The 15,495-nt window shown below is 55.1% G+C and carries 16 protein-coding genes; 8 read left to right on the forward strand and 8 right to left on the reverse strand.

All coding sequences use genetic code 11. The features are described 5' to 3' along the window. Window positions 1–10: 10 nt before the first annotated feature. Window positions 11–484 (reverse strand): GNAT family N-acetyltransferase, encoded by a 474-nt coding sequence (locus SynPROS91_RS04485; RefSeq protein ID WP_255439929.1) that lies wholly within the window; start codon window positions 482–484, stop codon window positions 11–13. Between the two features lie 41 nt (window positions 485–525). Here SynPROS91_RS04485 and lysA point away from each other — a divergent pair, with 41 nt between their 5' ends. Genes lysA through SynPROS91_RS04520 form a run of 7 tightly spaced genes read left to right on the forward strand, consistent with a single transcriptional unit; the run spans window position 526 to window position 7,010 of the window. Continuing rightward, window positions 526–1,887: a diaminopimelate decarboxylase gene (gene lysA, locus SynPROS91_RS04490; protein ID WP_186519453.1), complete on the forward strand. Its 1,362-nt coding sequence runs from the start codon at window positions 526–528 to the stop codon at window positions 1,885–1,887. Window positions 1,888–1,917: 30 nt separating this feature from the next. Beyond that, window positions 1,918–2,751, forward strand: coding sequence for a diadenylate cyclase CdaA (gene cdaA, locus SynPROS91_RS04495; protein WP_186518760.1), 834 nt, complete (start codon window positions 1,918–1,920; stop codon window positions 2,749–2,751). Continuing rightward, window positions 2,748–3,521 (forward strand): isoprenyl transferase, encoded by a 774-nt coding sequence (locus SynPROS91_RS04500; RefSeq protein ID WP_186518762.1) that lies wholly within the window; start codon window positions 2,748–2,750, stop codon window positions 3,519–3,521. The genes cdaA and SynPROS91_RS04500 overlap by 4 nt, the downstream gene beginning before the upstream one ends. A gap of 48 nt (window positions 3,522–3,569) precedes the next feature. Next, window positions 3,570–4,547, forward strand: a complete 978-nt coding sequence (gene bioB / locus SynPROS91_RS04505) for a biotin synthase BioB (protein ID WP_186518764.1) — start codon at window positions 3,570–3,572, stop codon at window positions 4,545–4,547. Next, window positions 4,547–5,494, forward strand: a complete 948-nt coding sequence (locus tag SynPROS91_RS04510; RefSeq protein WP_255439930.1) for a rhodanese-related sulfurtransferase — start codon at window positions 4,547–4,549, stop codon at window positions 5,492–5,494. The genes bioB and SynPROS91_RS04510 overlap by 1 nt, the downstream gene beginning before the upstream one ends. Before the next feature lie 35 nt (window positions 5,495–5,529). Continuing rightward, window positions 5,530–6,507: a DUF952 domain-containing protein gene (locus tag SynPROS91_RS04515; RefSeq protein WP_186518766.1), complete on the forward strand. Its 978-nt coding sequence runs from the start codon at window positions 5,530–5,532 to the stop codon at window positions 6,505–6,507. Next, window positions 6,507–7,010 (forward strand): hypothetical protein, encoded by a 504-nt coding sequence (locus tag SynPROS91_RS04520; protein ID WP_186519461.1) that lies wholly within the window; start codon window positions 6,507–6,509, stop codon window positions 7,008–7,010. The genes SynPROS91_RS04515 and SynPROS91_RS04520 overlap by 1 nt, the downstream gene beginning before the upstream one ends. Here SynPROS91_RS04520 and lipA read toward each other — a convergent pair. Both lipA and recR read right to left on the reverse strand, forming a co-directional pair. Then, window positions 6,992–7,894 carry a lipoyl synthase gene (gene lipA / locus SynPROS91_RS04525; RefSeq protein WP_186519459.1) on the reverse strand — a complete coding sequence of 301 codons (903 nt, stop codon included), beginning with the start codon at window positions 7,892–7,894 and terminating at the stop codon, window positions 6,992–6,994. The two genes, SynPROS91_RS04520 and lipA, sit on opposite strands and share 19 nt — an antisense overlap. A gap of 31 nt (window positions 7,895–7,925) precedes the next feature. Next, window positions 7,926–8,525 carry a recombination mediator RecR gene (recR, locus tag SynPROS91_RS04530; protein WP_186519463.1) on the reverse strand — a complete coding sequence of 200 codons (600 nt, stop codon included), beginning with the start codon at window positions 8,523–8,525 and terminating at the stop codon, window positions 7,926–7,928. A 74-nt stretch (window positions 8,526–8,599) separates the two neighbouring features. Between recR and psbP the strand changes: the two genes are divergently transcribed. Continuing rightward, window positions 8,600–9,154, forward strand: a complete 555-nt coding sequence (psbP, locus tag SynPROS91_RS04535) for a photosystem II reaction center PsbP (protein WP_186519465.1) — start codon at window positions 8,600–8,602, stop codon at window positions 9,152–9,154. A gap of 114 nt (window positions 9,155–9,268) precedes the next feature. On the opposite strand, the gene SynPROS91_RS04540 is transcribed toward psbP, so the two are convergent. The 5 genes from SynPROS91_RS04540 to SynPROS91_RS04560 all read right to left on the reverse strand — a co-directional run bounded on the left by SynPROS91_RS04540 (window position 9,269) and on the right by SynPROS91_RS04560 (window position 15,463). Further along, on the reverse strand, window positions 9,269–10,177 hold the full coding sequence (locus SynPROS91_RS04540) for an LCP family protein (protein ID WP_186518768.1): 909 nt from the start codon (window positions 10,175–10,177) through the stop codon (window positions 9,269–9,271). 67 nt (window positions 10,178–10,244) lie between these two features. Further along, window positions 10,245–12,335, reverse strand: coding sequence for a cation:proton antiporter (locus SynPROS91_RS04545; protein ID WP_186518770.1), 2,091 nt, complete (start codon window positions 12,333–12,335; stop codon window positions 10,245–10,247). Window positions 12,336–12,365: 30 nt separating this feature from the next. Continuing rightward, entirely contained in the window at window positions 12,366–14,174 is a 1,809-nt protein-coding gene (locus SynPROS91_RS04550) for an ABC transporter ATP-binding protein (RefSeq protein ID WP_186519467.1), read from the reverse strand. 301 nt (window positions 14,175–14,475) lie between these two features. Beyond that, complete coding sequence (locus tag SynPROS91_RS04555; protein WP_186518772.1) at window positions 14,476–14,823, reverse strand: RNA-binding protein; 348 nt, start codon at window positions 14,821–14,823, stop codon at window positions 14,476–14,478. 385 nt (window positions 14,824–15,208) lie between these two features. After that, window positions 15,209–15,463 carry a hypothetical protein gene (locus SynPROS91_RS04560; RefSeq protein ID WP_186518774.1) on the reverse strand — a complete coding sequence of 85 codons (255 nt, stop codon included), beginning with the start codon at window positions 15,461–15,463 and terminating at the stop codon, window positions 15,209–15,211. Window positions 15,464–15,495: the final 32 nt, after the last annotated feature.

Here is a 15,495-nt window from a genome sequence, read left to right on the forward strand (position 1 = left end):
CTGAATTGATTTAATTCAGTTTCATGTCTGTTTGCATCTCTAGCGACTGAATCAAGGCGTCCTTGCCGTCGCGGTAGTAGCGGTCCCGGCGACCAATGGTTTGGAAGCCAAATGCGCCGTAAAGAGCTTGTGCTCCCAGGTTGTCTTCGGCCACATCAAGAATGGCGTGTCGCGCCCCAGCGTTGGTGGCATCCAGCAGCAGCTGTTTCAAAACAGTGCGGCCGAGTCCGCGGCGCCGTTGCTCTGGTTCAACAGCAAGCAGAGTGATTTGGAGTTCATCCAAAACAAGCCAGCCGCAGGCCACTGCCAACAATGTGTCTGCGCTAGCAGCAATCCCGATACAAAGTCGCTGAGGATCGCAGAGTTCTCGCACCCAATGGTCTGAAGTCCAAAGGCCATTGAGAGCTCGGGCATCGAGTTTCAGGCATGCCAAAGCATGCATTCGATTGAGCCGGATCGTTTGGGGGGAAGGGTTGAGAAGCATCGCTTCCTAGATTGCCCCTATCGCCTATTCCTGACGACGCCTTGGCCACACCTTATGAATCCGGCTGTGATCCCGTCAGCCCCAATCGAAATCTGGCTCCCGTGTCGGCTGAGCTCGATGATCAGGGCCGTCTGATGGTGGGCGGCTGCCGCTTGAGCGAACTCGCAGAGCGATACGGCACGCCGCTTTACGTTCTTGATGAGCTCAGCATTCGCGCCTCGGCTCAGGAGTATCGCGAAGCCCTCAGGCGTCATTACCCCGGTGATTCCCTTGCCGTGTATGCATCTAAAGCCCATAGCTCACTCGCATTAACCGGCCTCGTGGCCTCAGAAGGGCTTGGCCTTGATGCCGTTTCAGCTGGAGAGCTGCTCACAGCGCTCGATGGAGGCATGCCACCAGAACGCATGGTGCTGCATGGGAACAACAAATCTGTTGAGGAGCTCGCCCTCGCCTACAGCCATGGCGTGATGGTGGTCGCTGATAACCAACACGATCTGGATTGCCTGGCTGAGCTCGTGCCTAAGGGCGGAGCACCAGTTCGCTTGATGTTGCGGTTCACGCCGGGGATCGAATGCCATACCCACGAGTACATCCGTACCGGACATCTAGACAGCAAATTCGGGTTTGATCCCGATCAATTGCAGCCCGTGCTCACAGCGTTGGCAGGGTGTGCCTGGGCTCGTGTTGAAGGTCTACACGCGCACATCGGGTCGCAGATTTTTGAACTGGATCCGCATCGGGATTTGGCGGCTGTGATGGCTGATGCCCTCAAGTTGGCCCGTGAGCTCGGTCACCCAGTGCGTGATCTCAATGTCGGCGGCGGACTCGGAATTCGCTACGTCGAATCCGATGATCCTCCGTCGATCGATGCTTGGGTCAAGGTCGTGGCAGAAGCCGTGACCGTGGCCTGCCGGGAGCGCGGTCTTGAATTGCCGCGTTTGATGTGCGAGCCGGGTCGTTCACTGGTGGCTTCCAGTGGCGTGACGGTTTACACCGTGGGCGCGCGCAAGGTGGTTCCCGGCATTCGCACCTATGTCTCTGTTGACGGTGGGATGAGCGACAACCCGCGTCCGATCACTTACCAGTCGCTTTACACGGCATGTCTTGCTGACCGCCCCCTGGCGCCGGCAGACGAAACCATCACCTTGGCTGGGAAGCACTGTGAATCCGGCGACGTGTTGCTCAAGGATTTGTCGTTTCCGTCTTGCTCCAGCGGTGAGGTGCTGGTGGTTTTGGCCACGGGTGCTTACAACCTCTCGATGAGCTCGAACTACAACCGGATTCCGAGACCCGCTGCTGTGTTGGTGCATCAAGGAGAGGCTGAACTGATTCAGCGGCGTGAGCAGCCAGAGGATTTACTGCGTTATGACCTGATGCCAGATCGCCTGCGCTCGTTACACTGAGTTTGAAATTATGAGAGGTGCATAAACGGAATGGCGGTGTTGCAACTTCGCCTGCTGATCGACGTTTTATGCGCCTCTGCTCTCGGTTTTCTTCTCTTCACGAGAGTCAACGAGCAGCGAACCCTTTGGCTGTTGAGGGGGTACCTGTTTCTCGTTGCTCTTGCGTGGTTCGTCAAGCGGTTCTTCAATCTCCCGCTTACATCGACGTTGGTCGATGCCTTGGTTCTTGCTTGTTCACTTTCTCTGGCCATTCTTTGGCAGGGCGAATTGCGCCGGTTGATGGAGTTGCTCGGTACAGGGCGGCTCGCCGTCCTGTTGGGCAATCCGCAAAGCAAGCTCAGAGCTACCGCCAGCACCGTCGCTCAACTCACCGATGCTGCAGGTCGCCTGTCTAAGTCGCGCCGCGGTGCCTTGATGGTGGTGGATTTGGGGAGTGATTTGCGCCCGGAGGATTTCCTGAATCCTGGGGTCACCGTTGACGCTCAGTTGAGCAGTGAATTACTTCTCAATTTGTTTGCCTCCGACACACCTCTCCATGACGGTGCCGTTGTGCTGAAGGGAAATCGCATTCTTTCTGCTGGCGTGATCTTGCCGCTGTCGCGTCAAGGCTTTAGTCGCTATGGCACAAGACACCTCGCGGCCTTAGGCATTACCGAACGCTTCGACCGCTGCATCTGTGTCGTGGTGTCTGAGGAAACAGGCACGTTGTCGCTCGCGAATCAGGGCAAGCTCGAACGTCCGATCACCAGTTCGCGTCTTCAGGATTTATTGACCGAGTTGATGGCGGCTCCGGTGGCATCAACCACAGCGAAAACAGGGTCTTCACGTAGCGTGAAAAATGCTTCCCAGGACTCATCGCTTTGAGTCAACGCTTGGTCACTAGTTCAGATGACGCTCGGATTGAGGCTTGTCCTGCCGAGATCAATCCTCAGCGTTTGCCAGCCCATGTGGCAGTGATCATGGATGGCAATGGACGCTGGGCCCAATCGAGGGGATTACCGCGTGTGATGGGGCATCGGGCAGGTGTTGAGGCCCTGAAAACCACCTTGCGTCGGTGCAGCGATTGGGGTGTGAAGGCTCTGACCGCCTACGCCTTCTCTACGGAAAACTGGTCTCGCCCAGGCGACGAAGTCAATTTTCTGATGACGCTGTTTGAGCGGGTGCTCGAACGCGAGCTTCAGGCCTTGGAGTCGGAGAGGGTGCGGATCCGTTTTCTTGGCGATCTGGAGCCCCTGCCGTCCCGTCTTCAGTCCTTGATCGAGGAAGCGACGAACCGCACCGCGTTGAACGATGGAATTCATTTCAATGTCTGCACCAACTACGGAGGACGGCACGAGCTTGTTCTTGCAGCCAGGCGGCTTGCTGAACGGGCCGCAAGTGGGGAGCTTGAACCCTCCGCGATTGACGAGCACACCCTCGCTGCCGAACTGTTCACTGCCGGTGAAATCGATCCCGATCTCTTGATTCGCACCAGTGGTGAACATCGAATCAGCAATTTTTTGCTGTGGCAGCTTGCTTACGCTGAAATCCACGTCACCGATGTTCTCTGGCCCGATTTCGATCGTGAGGCCTTAGTGGGCGCGTTCTTGGATTACCAAAGCCGAACCCGTCGCTTTGGGGGGTTAGTGGTCTAATCGCCGATGCTCTGGGATCCTGAGGGTTCGAGGTTCTTCTCAGGGTTGATGACGGAAGCGGTTGAAGTGCGCCATGACTGGACGCGAAGCGAGATCGAAGCGCTTCTGGATCTTCCCCTGATGGATTTGCTTTGGCGTGCTCAGGGGGTGCATCGTGCGTCCAACCCTGGATATCACGTCCAGTTGGCCTCGCTGTTGAGTGTGAAAACCGGTGGTTGCGAAGAAGACTGCGCTTACTGCCCTCAATCGATGCATCACAGCAGTGATGTCACTGGCCAGCCCGAATTGCAGGTTGCTCCTGTTTTAGAACGTGCCAAAGCGGCCAAGCAGGCAGGTGCGGACAGGTTTTGCATGGGCTGGGCTTGGCGTGAAATCCGCGAAGGTGCCCCATTCGACGCCATGTTGCAGATGGTGAGTGGCGTGCGTGCCTTGGGGATGGAAGCCTGCGTCACTGCCGGCATGCTCACCGATGACCAGGCGAAACGTCTCGCTGAAGCCGGTCTAACGGCCTACAACCACAACCTCGACACCAGTCCTGAGCACTACGACAAAATCATCACCACACGGACCTTTCAAGAACGTCTGGAGACGCTTGAGCGGGTGCGTCAAGCGGGTGTGACCCTCTGCTGCGGCGGCATCATTGGCATGGGGGAAACCGTGAAGGACCGGGCCTCGATGCTGCAGGTGCTGGCGTCGATCAACCCCCATCCGGAGAGCGTTCCGATCAACGCTTTGGTGGCGGTAGAGGGCACTCCGCTCGAGGAACTCCCCCCCATCGATCCCATCGAGTTGGTTCGCATGATTGCCGTCACGAGGATCCTGATGCCTGGCAGTCGGGTTCGCCTGAGTGCGGGTCGGGAACAGCTCAGCCAGGAGGCACAGATTTTGTGTTTGCAGGCTGGTGCGGATTCGATCTTTTATGGCGAAACGCTTCTCACGACTGGAAACCCGGCGGTGGAGGCTGATCGTGAGCTGCTTCGTACGGCCGGTGTAAAGGCCAACTGGCACTCCCCTGCGGCTGCCTAATGGGAGCTGCGATGGGAGCAAATGGGATCCAGGATGATCTGCTTGTTGCAGCGTTTTATGCCTTCACCCCGTTGGCTGAGACCGATCAACAGGAGCTGCTAACCGCTCTGCCTCCCCTGGCGCAGGCTGAAACCGTTCTCGGTTCGGTGTTGATCGCTGCTGAGGGTGTGAACGGCACGGTCTGTGGTCCTTCCTCGGGAGTGGAGCGATTGCTCGCGCTCCTACGCAGCCAACTTGCACTGGGTGATGCCCATTACGAATGCCTTGAGGTAAAGCGCAGCTGGAATCCCGATCAAGTGTTTCGTCGCTTTAAGGCCAGGAGCAAGCGAGAGATCGTGACGCTTGGACAAGCTCAAGTGGATCCTCGAATCAGTGTTGGCACCTATGTGGATCCTCAAGACTGGAATGCCTTGATTGATGATCCCGACACGCTGGTGATCGATGCGCGCAACACCTATGAGGTGGCGATCGGCAGTTTTGCAGGGGCCTTGAATCCGCAAACGGAAAGTTTCCGGGACTTTCCTGACTGGGTGGATCAGGAGCTTCGCCCTCGCATTGAGCGAGAGGGACCTCAGCGGATTGCGATGTTTTGTACCGGAGGCATCCGCTGTGAAAAGGCCAGCAGTTTTCTGCAACAGCAGGGCTTTGGCGAAGTCCATCATTTGCGTGGAGGCATTCTTCGCTATCTCGAAGAGGTTCCAGAGCAGAACAGCCGTTGGCGAGGGGAGTGTTTCGTGTTTGATCAACGCGTTGCGCTCAACCATCAGTTGGAACGAGGTGACTACTGCCTATGCCATGCCTGCGGTTTGCCGGTTTCCTCGGAGCAGCAGACCTTGCCGAGCTACATCAAGGGCGTGCAGTGTTTGCATTGCATCGATCAATTCACAGATGCAGATCGCCGCAGATTTGCCATGCGCCAACAGCAGATCGACCAGCTTCAGGCCTAGTGCTTCAGTGGCCATGACTTGCTTTCAGGCTTCGTTTGCTGCCCATCCTTTACAGCTTTCGCCGTTGTCCCTATGCGATGCGTGCTCGCTGGGCCCTGCTGCAGGCAGGGCTCATGGTGCATTGGAGAGAAATTGAACTCAAAGCCAAGCCTGCAGCGATGCTGGAGGCCTCTCCTAAAGGCACGGTTCCGGTTCTGGTCTTAGCTGACGGCAGCGTGATCGATGAGAGTTTGGAGATCATGCTCTGGGCTTTGCAGCAGGCAGACCCCCGAGGCGTGTTGGAGGCTGAAGACTCGGCTGTTTTGATTGAACAAAATGATGGGTCGTTGAAGCATCATCTCGATCGTTTCAAGTACACCGATCGCTATCCCGGAGCCTCAAAGGAGGACCATCGCCTGGCTGGTCTTGTGATCCTGCGCAGCTGGAGCGAACGCATCAGTAGGAACGGTTGGTTGCTGACTGATCGGATGGCGTTGGCGGATGCGGCCCTATGGCCCTTTGTACGGCAGTGGCGCCTGGCCGATGCGGGTGGATTTGATGCTGATCCTCACTTGACCCCGTTGCGGGAGTGGCTCATGCGCTTTCTCGATGACCCGATGATGCAACGGTTGATGCAACGTGCTGATCCCTGGTGGCCAGGTGGAATCGAACCGATCTTTCCCGCTGATGCCATTGCGATTCCCATGGATCAACCGCTGTTTCATCTCGCCTTGGAATCCGATTGGCAGGATGCTGTAAAGCGAGGCGACTATCGCGTTTCAACGCGCGGCTTGTCCCTCGAGCAGGTGGGATTCATTCATCTGTCTTGGCAAGAGCAGGTGCAAGCCACGTTTGACCGGTTTTATGCAGACGCTGGTGCCGTCCTAACGCTCAGAATCGATCCAAAGCTGGTGTCTGCCCCCCTACGAGCAGATGCCATTCATACAGGCGTGCTTTTCCCCCATCTGTATGGCCCACTTCCCATTGCCTCGGTGGTCGAGGTGAGCCCTTTCTCTTCTCTGCCCGCGTGCTGATGCTCAATGATTTAGAAGCTCAAGCACGAGAACGTGGCTTGTTGCTGCGCCTCAAAGTTGGACGCCCCCTAGGGCTGTGGAGTTTGCGCTTGGTGGTGGCTGAACAGCTTGCTGCTGATCGCTTGCAACTCCAGGGCGAGATGAAAGCCTGGGCCTATGGCGCCACGACTGGATTGCAGCTCGACACGATGCGAGTTCGGCCCCAAGCTCCTGCTGGGACGGGAGATCTGATCTGGGCTGCCACCATGGCTTGGGCGCTTGAGTCCACCCCTTGCCTGAGGGCCAGGTTGTTGGCGATCCGCGATGCAGAGGGTCAGCATCGGCGTTTGGTGCGCTATTTCCAGCAACGTGGCTTCAGCACGGTGCATGAGGTGGAGGCCGCTGTTTGGGACTTGCCTCTGAGGATGGTTTGGGGTGGTGCTGGTGCGCTGATGACGGCGGATTGTGCCGAGGTGCAGCAGCGAGCTGATCAGCGCTGGTCGGCTCAGTCGCCCGCCGCGTGATAGCTGCTGCGGACCAATGGCCCACTGCGCACTTGCGTAAAACCCAGGTCGGTGGCAATGGCGCCAAGCTCTGCAAATTCCGTGGGATGCCAGTAACGCGCTACGGGGATATGGGCCAAGGATGGTCTGAGGTACTGGCCGAGTGTGATTCGCTGACAATCCACACTGCGTAGGTCTTTCAAGGTGTCGACAACTTCATCCTTGCTCTCGCCCAAGCCAAGCATCAGGCCGCTTTTGGTGGGTATTGATGGGGCAAGTTCTCTGGCCGCGGCAAGCAGCCCAAGCGAGCGGGTGTAAGTCGCTCCACGGCGGACTTCTGCTTGAAGTCGCTTCACCGTTTCAAGATTGTGGTTGAAACAAATGGGCTGTGCCTTCAGAACAGTGGCTAGGCGTTGCTGTTGAGCTTGGAGGGCTTTGGCTTGATCGGCCACACCGCCCCAGAAGTCTGGGGTGAGCACCTCGATGGCGATCAAGGGATTGCGGGCACGGATCGCCGCCATCGCGTTCGTAAACAAGCTGGCCCCATGGTCTTCAAGGTCATCGCGGGCTACGGCCGTGAGGACCACGTAGCGGAGTCCCATGCGAAGCACGGCTTCTGCCACCCGTTCCCCTTCCTCAGGGTTTACGGCTTCGGGCGCACGGCCTTTATCGACTTGGCAGAACGCACAACTACGGGTGCAGATGGAGCCACCAAGCAAAAAGGTTGCGGTACCGGCTGCATAACACTCCCCCCGATTAGGGCAGCGGCCCTCCTCGCAAATCGTGTTGAGCCCATTTTGTTTGACCAGGGTTTGTACCTGTTCAATCGCCGAGGCATTGCCGATGGGCCGTCTCAACCATTCGGGTAAGCGCTCGCTGGGGCGGATTCCGCTGTAACGGCTCATGCTCGTTTTCATGACCGCGTCTCTGGGAGTTTCATTCAACTGCTCGACGTCCTTCCAGAGCCCGACTCAAGGTGACGTCGTCGGCATATTCCAGTTCGCTTCCAACTGGAAGGCCGTAAGCGATTCGACTGACTTGCGTAAACGGTTTGAGTAGGCGAGCCAGGTAAAGGCTGGTGGTATCCCCCTCCACGCTGGGGGTGAGCGCAAGGATCACCTCTTTGATTTCGTCTGCTGCGACCCTTTTTACGAGGCTGCTGATCTGCAGCATTTCTGGACCGATGCCGTCCATCGGAGAGATCAGGCCACCCAAAACGTGGTATCTGCCTGCATATTCTCTGGTGCGTTCGAGGGCGAGCAGATCCCTTGAATCAGCCACCACGCAAAGCAAGCCGTTGGAACGCTCTGGATTTCTGCAGATCTCACAGATGGGTTCTGCACTGAGATGGAAACAGGTTTGGCATTCCCCCACCTGACTCCTTGCCGCCAAGAGAGCATCAGCAAAACTATGGATCTGCTCTTCTGGTTGGCGCAGCAAATGGAGAGCCAGCCGTTGTGCGGTCCGTGGACCAATGCCGGGGAGACGTTCGAACTGGTCGATCAACCGTGCTAATGGTCGGGTGAAGCCGCTCAGAACTCTTCTGCAAGTCTCTGAAATCTAGGCAGGGAGATCTCCGGGCAGAATGGGATGGATTCATGAACGATTCGATGCGCTTTCCGTTGCAAGTTCCGCTGCGATCGCTTCTCAGCGTTGTCTGTGTTGTGTTGCTCACCGCCTGCAGCGGTGCTGGAGCTGGCCTTAATTCGTTCCAGAGCCCTGACGGCAGATATGCCTTCCTCTATCCAACGGGTTGGACGCGAGTAGCTGTAACGGGAGGCCCCACCGTTGTTTTTCACGATCTGATCAACAGCGACGAAACCGTGAGCCTTGTGGTCTCTGATGTGGATGCTGATAACGACTTACAGACACTTGGCAGTGCTGTTGCCGTTGGCGAACGTTTGCGCCGTGACGTGATCGCCCCAGATGGCAGCGGCCGCAATGCCGAGTTGATCGAGGCAAGAGAACGGGAGGCCTCAGGTCATACGTTCTATGACCTGGAGTACGCCGTGCATCTTCAGGATCGCGATCGCCATGAGCTGGCCACCGTCGTTGTCGATCGGGGCCGCTTGTACACCCTTGCCACAAGCACGAATGAAAGCCGCTGGCCTCGCGTTAAAGACTTATTTGAATCTGTGATTACATCGTTTACATTGTTGATCTGACAAGTCTCTTCAACTGTGGAAAGGACTTAGCCTTTGAACATTGACGATAACCTCTTGATGTTCAAAGGCAAGATTGTTGTTATTCATTCTGGAAACATTTACTTGTAGGCCTATTCAAAACAATATTTTGAAGCGCTTGCTGCTGGATTCGCTCGCATCAACTCCCTTTGTTGTCTTCTGCGCAGGCCATTGTGTATCGAGATAACTCACTCCATTTTTATAAAAAGGACGGGCTTTGAGTCGATCTGTTTGGAGATCTGTTGTTCCCATGGTGGTGATTAATTTACCCAACTCCATAGGGCCAAGATCTGTTTCAAGATTACGTCCAGCTGCTGTGAGCAGGGCTGGTAGACGGATGAGATGCTGAGGTTGGATGAGTTTATTGAACAGACTTTTGAGCACGAGTTGTTGTCTATCAAGTCGTCCTAAATCACCCTTTCCATCGTGGCGCCAGCGCAGAAACCCTTCGAGCTCACGGCCTTTGAGGACCTGGCGCCCTGGTTGAAGATCGATCAGTAATCCTTGGCTTTTGTCTTGGTAGTAGAGGCGTTTTGGTACATCAACCTCTAGACCTCCAAGTAAATCACTAATAGTACGAATTCCTTTTAGATTAACCAATATATGATGATTGATCGGACGCCCCATGAGCCGTGTTAGTTCTGTTTTAACAGCATCTGGACCGCCTCTGGCATGGAGTGCATTGGCCTTCATGGGCCCAAAGCTGCGCGAATCGATATAGCTGTCTCTTGGGACTTGAATGATAGAAGTTTCGCCGTTTTCAATGCTCAGGATGAAAATAGTGTCTGTATTACCGCCTCCAGCATCCATTCCGAGAACCACGATATTCTCATCATCAAAGATCGACCAGCCTTTAAATGGGTTGCTGATTGAGGTCAGCGTGGGGAGCTCTGTTGATGGAATGAGAGATCGGCTGAGAGGTATCGACAGCAGCAATCCACCAAAGAGTCCAAGCACTGCTGCTGTGAGCAGGGATTTTTTATTTGGATTCCTTTGGACGTTCATCTACAAATCTTAGTTCTGTTCCTGCAACTGTTGGATTGTGTTGATGTTTGTGTGGTGAGAACCATGATTAGGTGAGTGGATCGCTGATCATTAGTGCCGGACAGGCCAACTGATGCACCAAATTGCTCGTGCGATCACTGGCTGGAATGGGGAGTCCGGCGACCCGCCGCCGTTGTGATCGCAAGATCACGAGATCTTGGTTTTTGCTGAACCAGTGGATTTTCGAATCGATGCCAGGTCCCTGCAGCAGTTTGATTTGAACTTGATGGCTGGCGATGTTACGTGGACACCAACTCATTAGTTGTTGCTCCATCCAGGATCGTTCGTGTCGGTTAAAGCGTGGATCATGGATGTGCAGAAGACTGATGATGGTAGATGTTGGGTCTGGTGCGGTGGATAGGAGCCGTAGGGCGAGTTCAAATTGTTCGCGTGCACTCGCCGATAGATCTTTAATTGGAACCAGGATTTGGTTGAGATCATTGAGTTCTCGCCGCCCAAGATTGGCCACCACCACGGGGCAATGCGCGGTTCGGCAGACTCCGTCGACCAGGTCTCCAAGGAGCCATTTGCGTAGAGGGTCAGGGCGTCCTGCTCCGATCAACAGCAGATCGGCTCCCTCCTCTAAAGCGCTTCGGCTCATGCCCGCAGCGATGTCGTCATCCACGCGCAATAGACAACGGGTGGTTGCAGTAAGGCCCTCTGCGTTGGTTGCCGCCTGATTCAGCCTGGTTCTCGCTGCCGATAGGGCTCGATTTAAGCCACCGCGCGCCTCCTCGAGGCTTGGACTCACCAGTGCGAGGGGCAGGAGTTGTCCGTTGTGTTCGCCCTCTCCCTGGGAGAGTCGGGCAGCCAGCTTCAGCAGGCTCAACTCGGTGTCTGGATTGGCAACTGGTACCAACACTTTCAGGGGGCGGCGTACCACCTCTCCGGGGACCTCCTGATCTTCATCGAGTCCTGTTGTGCCGTATGGGGAGCGCTCATTCGGTTCCATGAGGGCCACGACGGAGCGTGTGGTGAGGGTTGGACCGAGCGTTGCCGTCACAACCATCACGGCAAGAACGGCGTTCAGAACTGTGCTGTCGAGTAAGCCGGCCTGAAATCCAATGAACGCGGTTGCAAGCGTGGCCGCCACCTTGGGCATGGCGAGTGACCACATCAGCAGGATTTGATTGGGGCTGTAGCGGAACCAGCGCCCAGCAATCACTGCAGCAAGTGCCTTGCATCCCAAAGCTCCAGTGAGCATTAGGGCTGTGAACTCAATGTTGCTGATGCTGTCGGCGAGGCTGCCGAGATCGAGCAGCAGTCCCAAATGAATGAAGAAAATGGGGATGAATAAGGCTCCCCCTACAAAGATCACTTGCTCCTTGACCTTGCCTTCTGGAAGGACAGAATTCACTGCGAGCCCAGCCAGAAAAGCGCCCACGATTTTTTCCACCCCTGCAAGTTCAGCGCCGAGGGAGGCCACAAACAAGGTGAGTAACACCGCCAGAAACACCCGGTTTTCATCGATGACGTTGCGCATCCATAGATGCCGCCCAATCATTCGAATGCCCAAGACGACGAGACAAGCAAACACGCTGATGCTGATGAGCAGCGCCGTAAAGCTGCTCGGTGTCAGGTTTCCCTTGCCCAGCCCTAGGGCTACAGCGAGCAATAACAGCGCTGCAATGTCGGTGAAGATCGTGCTTCCAACGCTCACGATCACGGATTCGTCACGCTGAGCTCCGTAACTCCTCACGATCGGATACCCGAGCGGGGTGTGCGTTGCCATCAGGGCTCCTAATAGGAGACTGGGCACTAAGGGGAAGCCAAAGATCTGGCCGATCCCGAACCCTGTTCCAACTCCGAGCACAAAGATCAGGGCCCCAAATGTCACGGAGCGTCTTTTGACCCTGTTGAACTCTTCGAGGTCGATTTCCAGCCCAACTGTGAACAGTAAATAGATGGCTCCGATATCGGAGAGAAGGGTGATCGTTTCACTTTTGGCATCGATCCAATGCAACACATGGGGACCAACCAGGACGCCAGCGGCTAAGAGTCCGACAAGATCAGGAAGCCTTAACCGTCTTGTTAAGGGCGGAATTAAGACGCTGATCGCAACAAGCTGGGCAAAAATGCCCAGTGGATGATGCATCAGGTGGGACAGCGAAGCAGCCATCGGTGAACTCTTGGATGAAACGTTTTGGCGTTAAAGGCTCAGCGCTTCGCCACTGCGTAAGCCAGCTTGAACCCGCCAGAGGTCGGCGTAAGCGCCTGGTTTGTGCAGAAGTTGATCATGGGTGCCCTGTTCCACAATGCGTCCAGCATCCATCACAATGATTTGATCAGCATGTCGCACGGTGCTGAGTCGATGCGCAATAACCAGTGTGGTCCGATTCGCGGTGATGCGCATGAGCGAACGCTGAATCGCGGCCTCTGTTTCATTGTCAACAGCCGCCGTTGCTTCATCGAGGATCAATACGGGTACGTTTTTTAAAATGGCTCTTGCCAGGGCGATTCGTTGGCGTTGACCACCAGACAAACGCTGACCACGTTCCCCTACAACCGTGTCAAATTCTTGAGGTAGGGCTTGAATAAAGGCTAGGGCTTCAGCTTGTTCTGCTGCCCAAATAACGGACGAACTGGATGCTTGTGAAGATCCGTAGGTAATATTTTCGGCGACGCTTCCATGGAAGAGGTACACGTCTTGACTCACGAGGGCAATGCAGCGACGAAGATCTTGCAGATGAAGCGACGCAATCGGGTGGTCGTCAAGAACAATCCTGCCGCTACTAAGCGGATAGAGCCTCAGTAGTAATTTGACCAGTGAACTTTTACCTGAACCTGTAGCACCCACAATGCCAATTGTTTGTCCTGCCTTAACCCTTAGGTTGAACTTGTTGAGCAGTGGTTCGCGATCTTTATAGGAAAAGCAAACGTCTTCATACCTTATTTCTCCTTTGATATCACTTGGGCTGAGGCGAGTGTTACCGCTGGCGATCTGAATCGGTGTGTCGATGAGATCGAGAACGCGTTGTGTGGAGGCCATCGATCGTTGGTAATCATCCAAGGTTCGTCCCAACGTGGTGAGTGGCCAGAGCAGTCGCTGCGTAATGAAAACCAAAAAGCTGTAGGTTCCTACGGCGATGACTCCTTTCCAGGCTTGAATGCCTCCGATCAGAAGAATCGCTAAAAAGGCAAATAAGATCGCAAAGCGAATCAGGGGGATGAAGGCGGCAGAGATTCGAATTGCCTGGCGATTGCATTGTCGGTAGGCATCACTCGCTGTACGAAGTTGTTCGAGTTCCCAGGCTTCAGTTGCAAAGCTTTTGATGGTGAGCATCCCACCAAGATTGTTAGACAGTCGGGAGGCGAGATCTCCAGCTCTTTGGCGGACATCGCGATATCGCGGAGCGAGGCGACGTTGAAAATTGAGTGATCCCATAAGGATGATTGGGATCGGTAGAAATGCGAAGAGTGCCACTCCTGGCGCCAGGAGTGCCATTGCGCCACCGACAAGTAGAACGGTGGTCACCAATTGCAGGATTTCGTTGGCGCCACGTTCAAGAAAGCGTTCGAGCTGATGGATGTCATCACCAAGAACGGTGAGTAGGCGCCCAGTGCTATCTCGCTCAAAGAAATCCATCTCAAGCTTTTGGAGATGGTCATAGGCTTCCAATCTCAGACTGTGTTGCGTGGTTTGTGCAAGATTGCGCCACAAAACGCCGTAGAGATATTCAAAGAGTGATTCTGCTGTCCAGACCAGGAAGGACAGCACCGCAAGCACGATGAGTTGGCTTGGCACTGTTGTGGCACCCAAGGCTGCAAGCCACGATGAATCCTGTCGCACCACAACATCAACGGCCAGGCCGATCAGAACAGGAGGAAGTAAATCAAAGACTTTGTTGATGATCGAGCAGCTCACCGCCATCCATACCCGTCTTTTGTAGGGCTGGAGATGGTTCAGAAGCCTCGGCAGGCCAGGCTTTATGCGTCTATGTGGGATTGGATCGGCCATCATCTATGGCAAGACGCTCTATTCAAGCGTTGTGTTGCCCAACAGCGTCAAATCTCTTGAAACGGTGTAGACCAGAAATAGAGATCGAGGAACTGTATGACTCGTTCAAGAGCGTTCAATCGTTTTCATCGCTTCTTAGCGCGGAAGCATCGTGATGAAGTACGGAATTCAGCTTCTGTTTTGCCTGCTGACGAAACAAGACCTATCGATCACATTCAAAAATTGATTGAGCGCCGTTTCGCCTTGGATGACAGGCTTGAAATGGAGGAGACGGCTCGATGAACTGTCTCCTCCGCTGGGATCACCAGCGGTTGCCGCCGCCGTAACCGCCGCCGCCGCCGTCGTTGCCGCCGCCGCCGTAACCGCCGCGGCCACCACCGCCGCCACCGCCACCGCCGCCAGTGCGCTCACGTGGGGTTGCTTTGTTGACGCGGATCATGCGACCCATCCACTCCACGTTCTGGAGGTCGTCGATGGCTTTTTGCTCATCTTCGTCTGTCGCCATTTCAACGAAGCCAAAGCCGCGTTTGCGACCTGTTTCGCGATCGAGAGGAAGACTTGCGCTCTTAACCTCTCCGTATTGACCGAATAGATCGAGAAGATCTTCCTGTTCTGCCTGAAAAGACAGATTGCCGATGTAGATGGTCATTTCCTGAGGGGACCGTTGGACATTTGATCAGAGAAGTTTTGGTCCGAAAAGGAAAGTCCTTGATGCTGAAGCCGGAGAGCTGAAGCTTGGGGGAGCGAGCCGATCAGAGCCGAACATGAAGCTGATGCCTCACCACGCTACAGGCTTGCCTGGTTCAATATCTCAACATTCGAAGAGAAAATCGAAAAGTTTCATTTTTCTCGATCTTCTTTTCGATCATCAGGAGATCCTGACGATGCGCAGCATGTTTTTTCCCTAATCAAAGGTTTGCTGATCGAATCAGACCTGGCCAGAGGTGAACGAGTTCTTAGCTAGCTCGTCAACGACTCGTCAGCGACTCGTCAGCGACACTGTCGTGGTCAGAGCAGCTCGACTATGCTCGACTTCACTGTGTTTTTAGGAGAGGCTCGTACTTCTCGGCAGCACGTTCTTTGCAGATTTTTTGGGCTTGAATAATGAAAGCAATGCCTTTCCCATTCATCTCTTTGGAGAAGCATGAACAGGTGAAATCACCCATGCCTTCGGGAAGAGTTAGTCCAGCTTGAGACATTGCTCCCGTGACACTTGCCATGCAGAACTTTTTGATTTCTGCCGAATCATCCGCAGCTTGCGCCAGCGATCCAGCGGTTGTGATCAGCATGGGTGTTAAGCAGAGGCTGATCACAAACCGGA

Origin of the sequence: Synechococcus sp. PROS-9-1, from assembly GCF_014279775.1 — a bacterium.
Lineage (GTDB): Bacteria > Cyanobacteriota > Cyanobacteriia > PCC-6307 > Cyanobiaceae > Synechococcus_C.

What these genes read in the sequence shown, in the direction of transcription:
- SynPROS91_RS04485 (WP_255439929.1), bottom strand. Translation starts at nt 484, where the DNA reads ATGCTTCTCAACCCTTCCCCCCAAACGATCCGGCTCAATCGAATGCAT.
- cdaA (WP_186518760.1), top strand. Translation starts at nt 1,918, where the DNA reads ATGGCGGTGTTGCAACTTCGCCTGCTGATCGACGTTTTATGCGCCTCT.
- bioB (WP_186518764.1), top strand. Translation starts at nt 3,570, where the DNA reads ATGACGGAAGCGGTTGAAGTGCGCCATGACTGGACGCGAAGCGAGATC.
- SynPROS91_RS04510 (WP_255439930.1), top strand. Translation starts at nt 4,547, where the DNA reads ATGGGAGCTGCGATGGGAGCAAATGGGATCCAGGATGATCTGCTTGTT.
- SynPROS91_RS04520 (WP_186519461.1), top strand. Translation starts at nt 6,507, where the DNA reads ATGCTCAATGATTTAGAAGCTCAAGCACGAGAACGTGGCTTGTTGCTG.
- lipA (WP_186519459.1), bottom strand. Translation starts at nt 7,894, where the DNA reads ATGAGCCGTTACAGCGGAATCCGCCCCAGCGAGCGCTTACCCGAATGG.
- psbP (WP_186519465.1), top strand. Translation starts at nt 8,600, where the DNA reads ATGCGCTTTCCGTTGCAAGTTCCGCTGCGATCGCTTCTCAGCGTTGTC.
- SynPROS91_RS04540 (WP_186518768.1), bottom strand. Translation starts at nt 10,177, where the DNA reads ATGAACGTCCAAAGGAATCCAAATAAAAAATCCCTGCTCACAGCAGCA.
- SynPROS91_RS04545 (WP_186518770.1), bottom strand. Translation starts at nt 12,335, where the DNA reads ATGGCTGCTTCGCTGTCCCACCTGATGCATCATCCACTGGGCATTTTT.
- SynPROS91_RS04550 (WP_186519467.1), bottom strand. Translation starts at nt 14,174, where the DNA reads ATGGCCGATCCAATCCCACATAGACGCATAAAGCCTGGCCTGCCGAGG.
- SynPROS91_RS04555 (WP_186518772.1), bottom strand. Translation starts at nt 14,823, where the DNA reads ATGACCATCTACATCGGCAATCTGTCTTTTCAGGCAGAACAGGAAGAT.
- SynPROS91_RS04560 (WP_186518774.1), bottom strand. Translation starts at nt 15,463, where the DNA reads ATGCTGATCACAACCGCTGGATCGCTGGCGCAAGCTGCGGATGATTCG.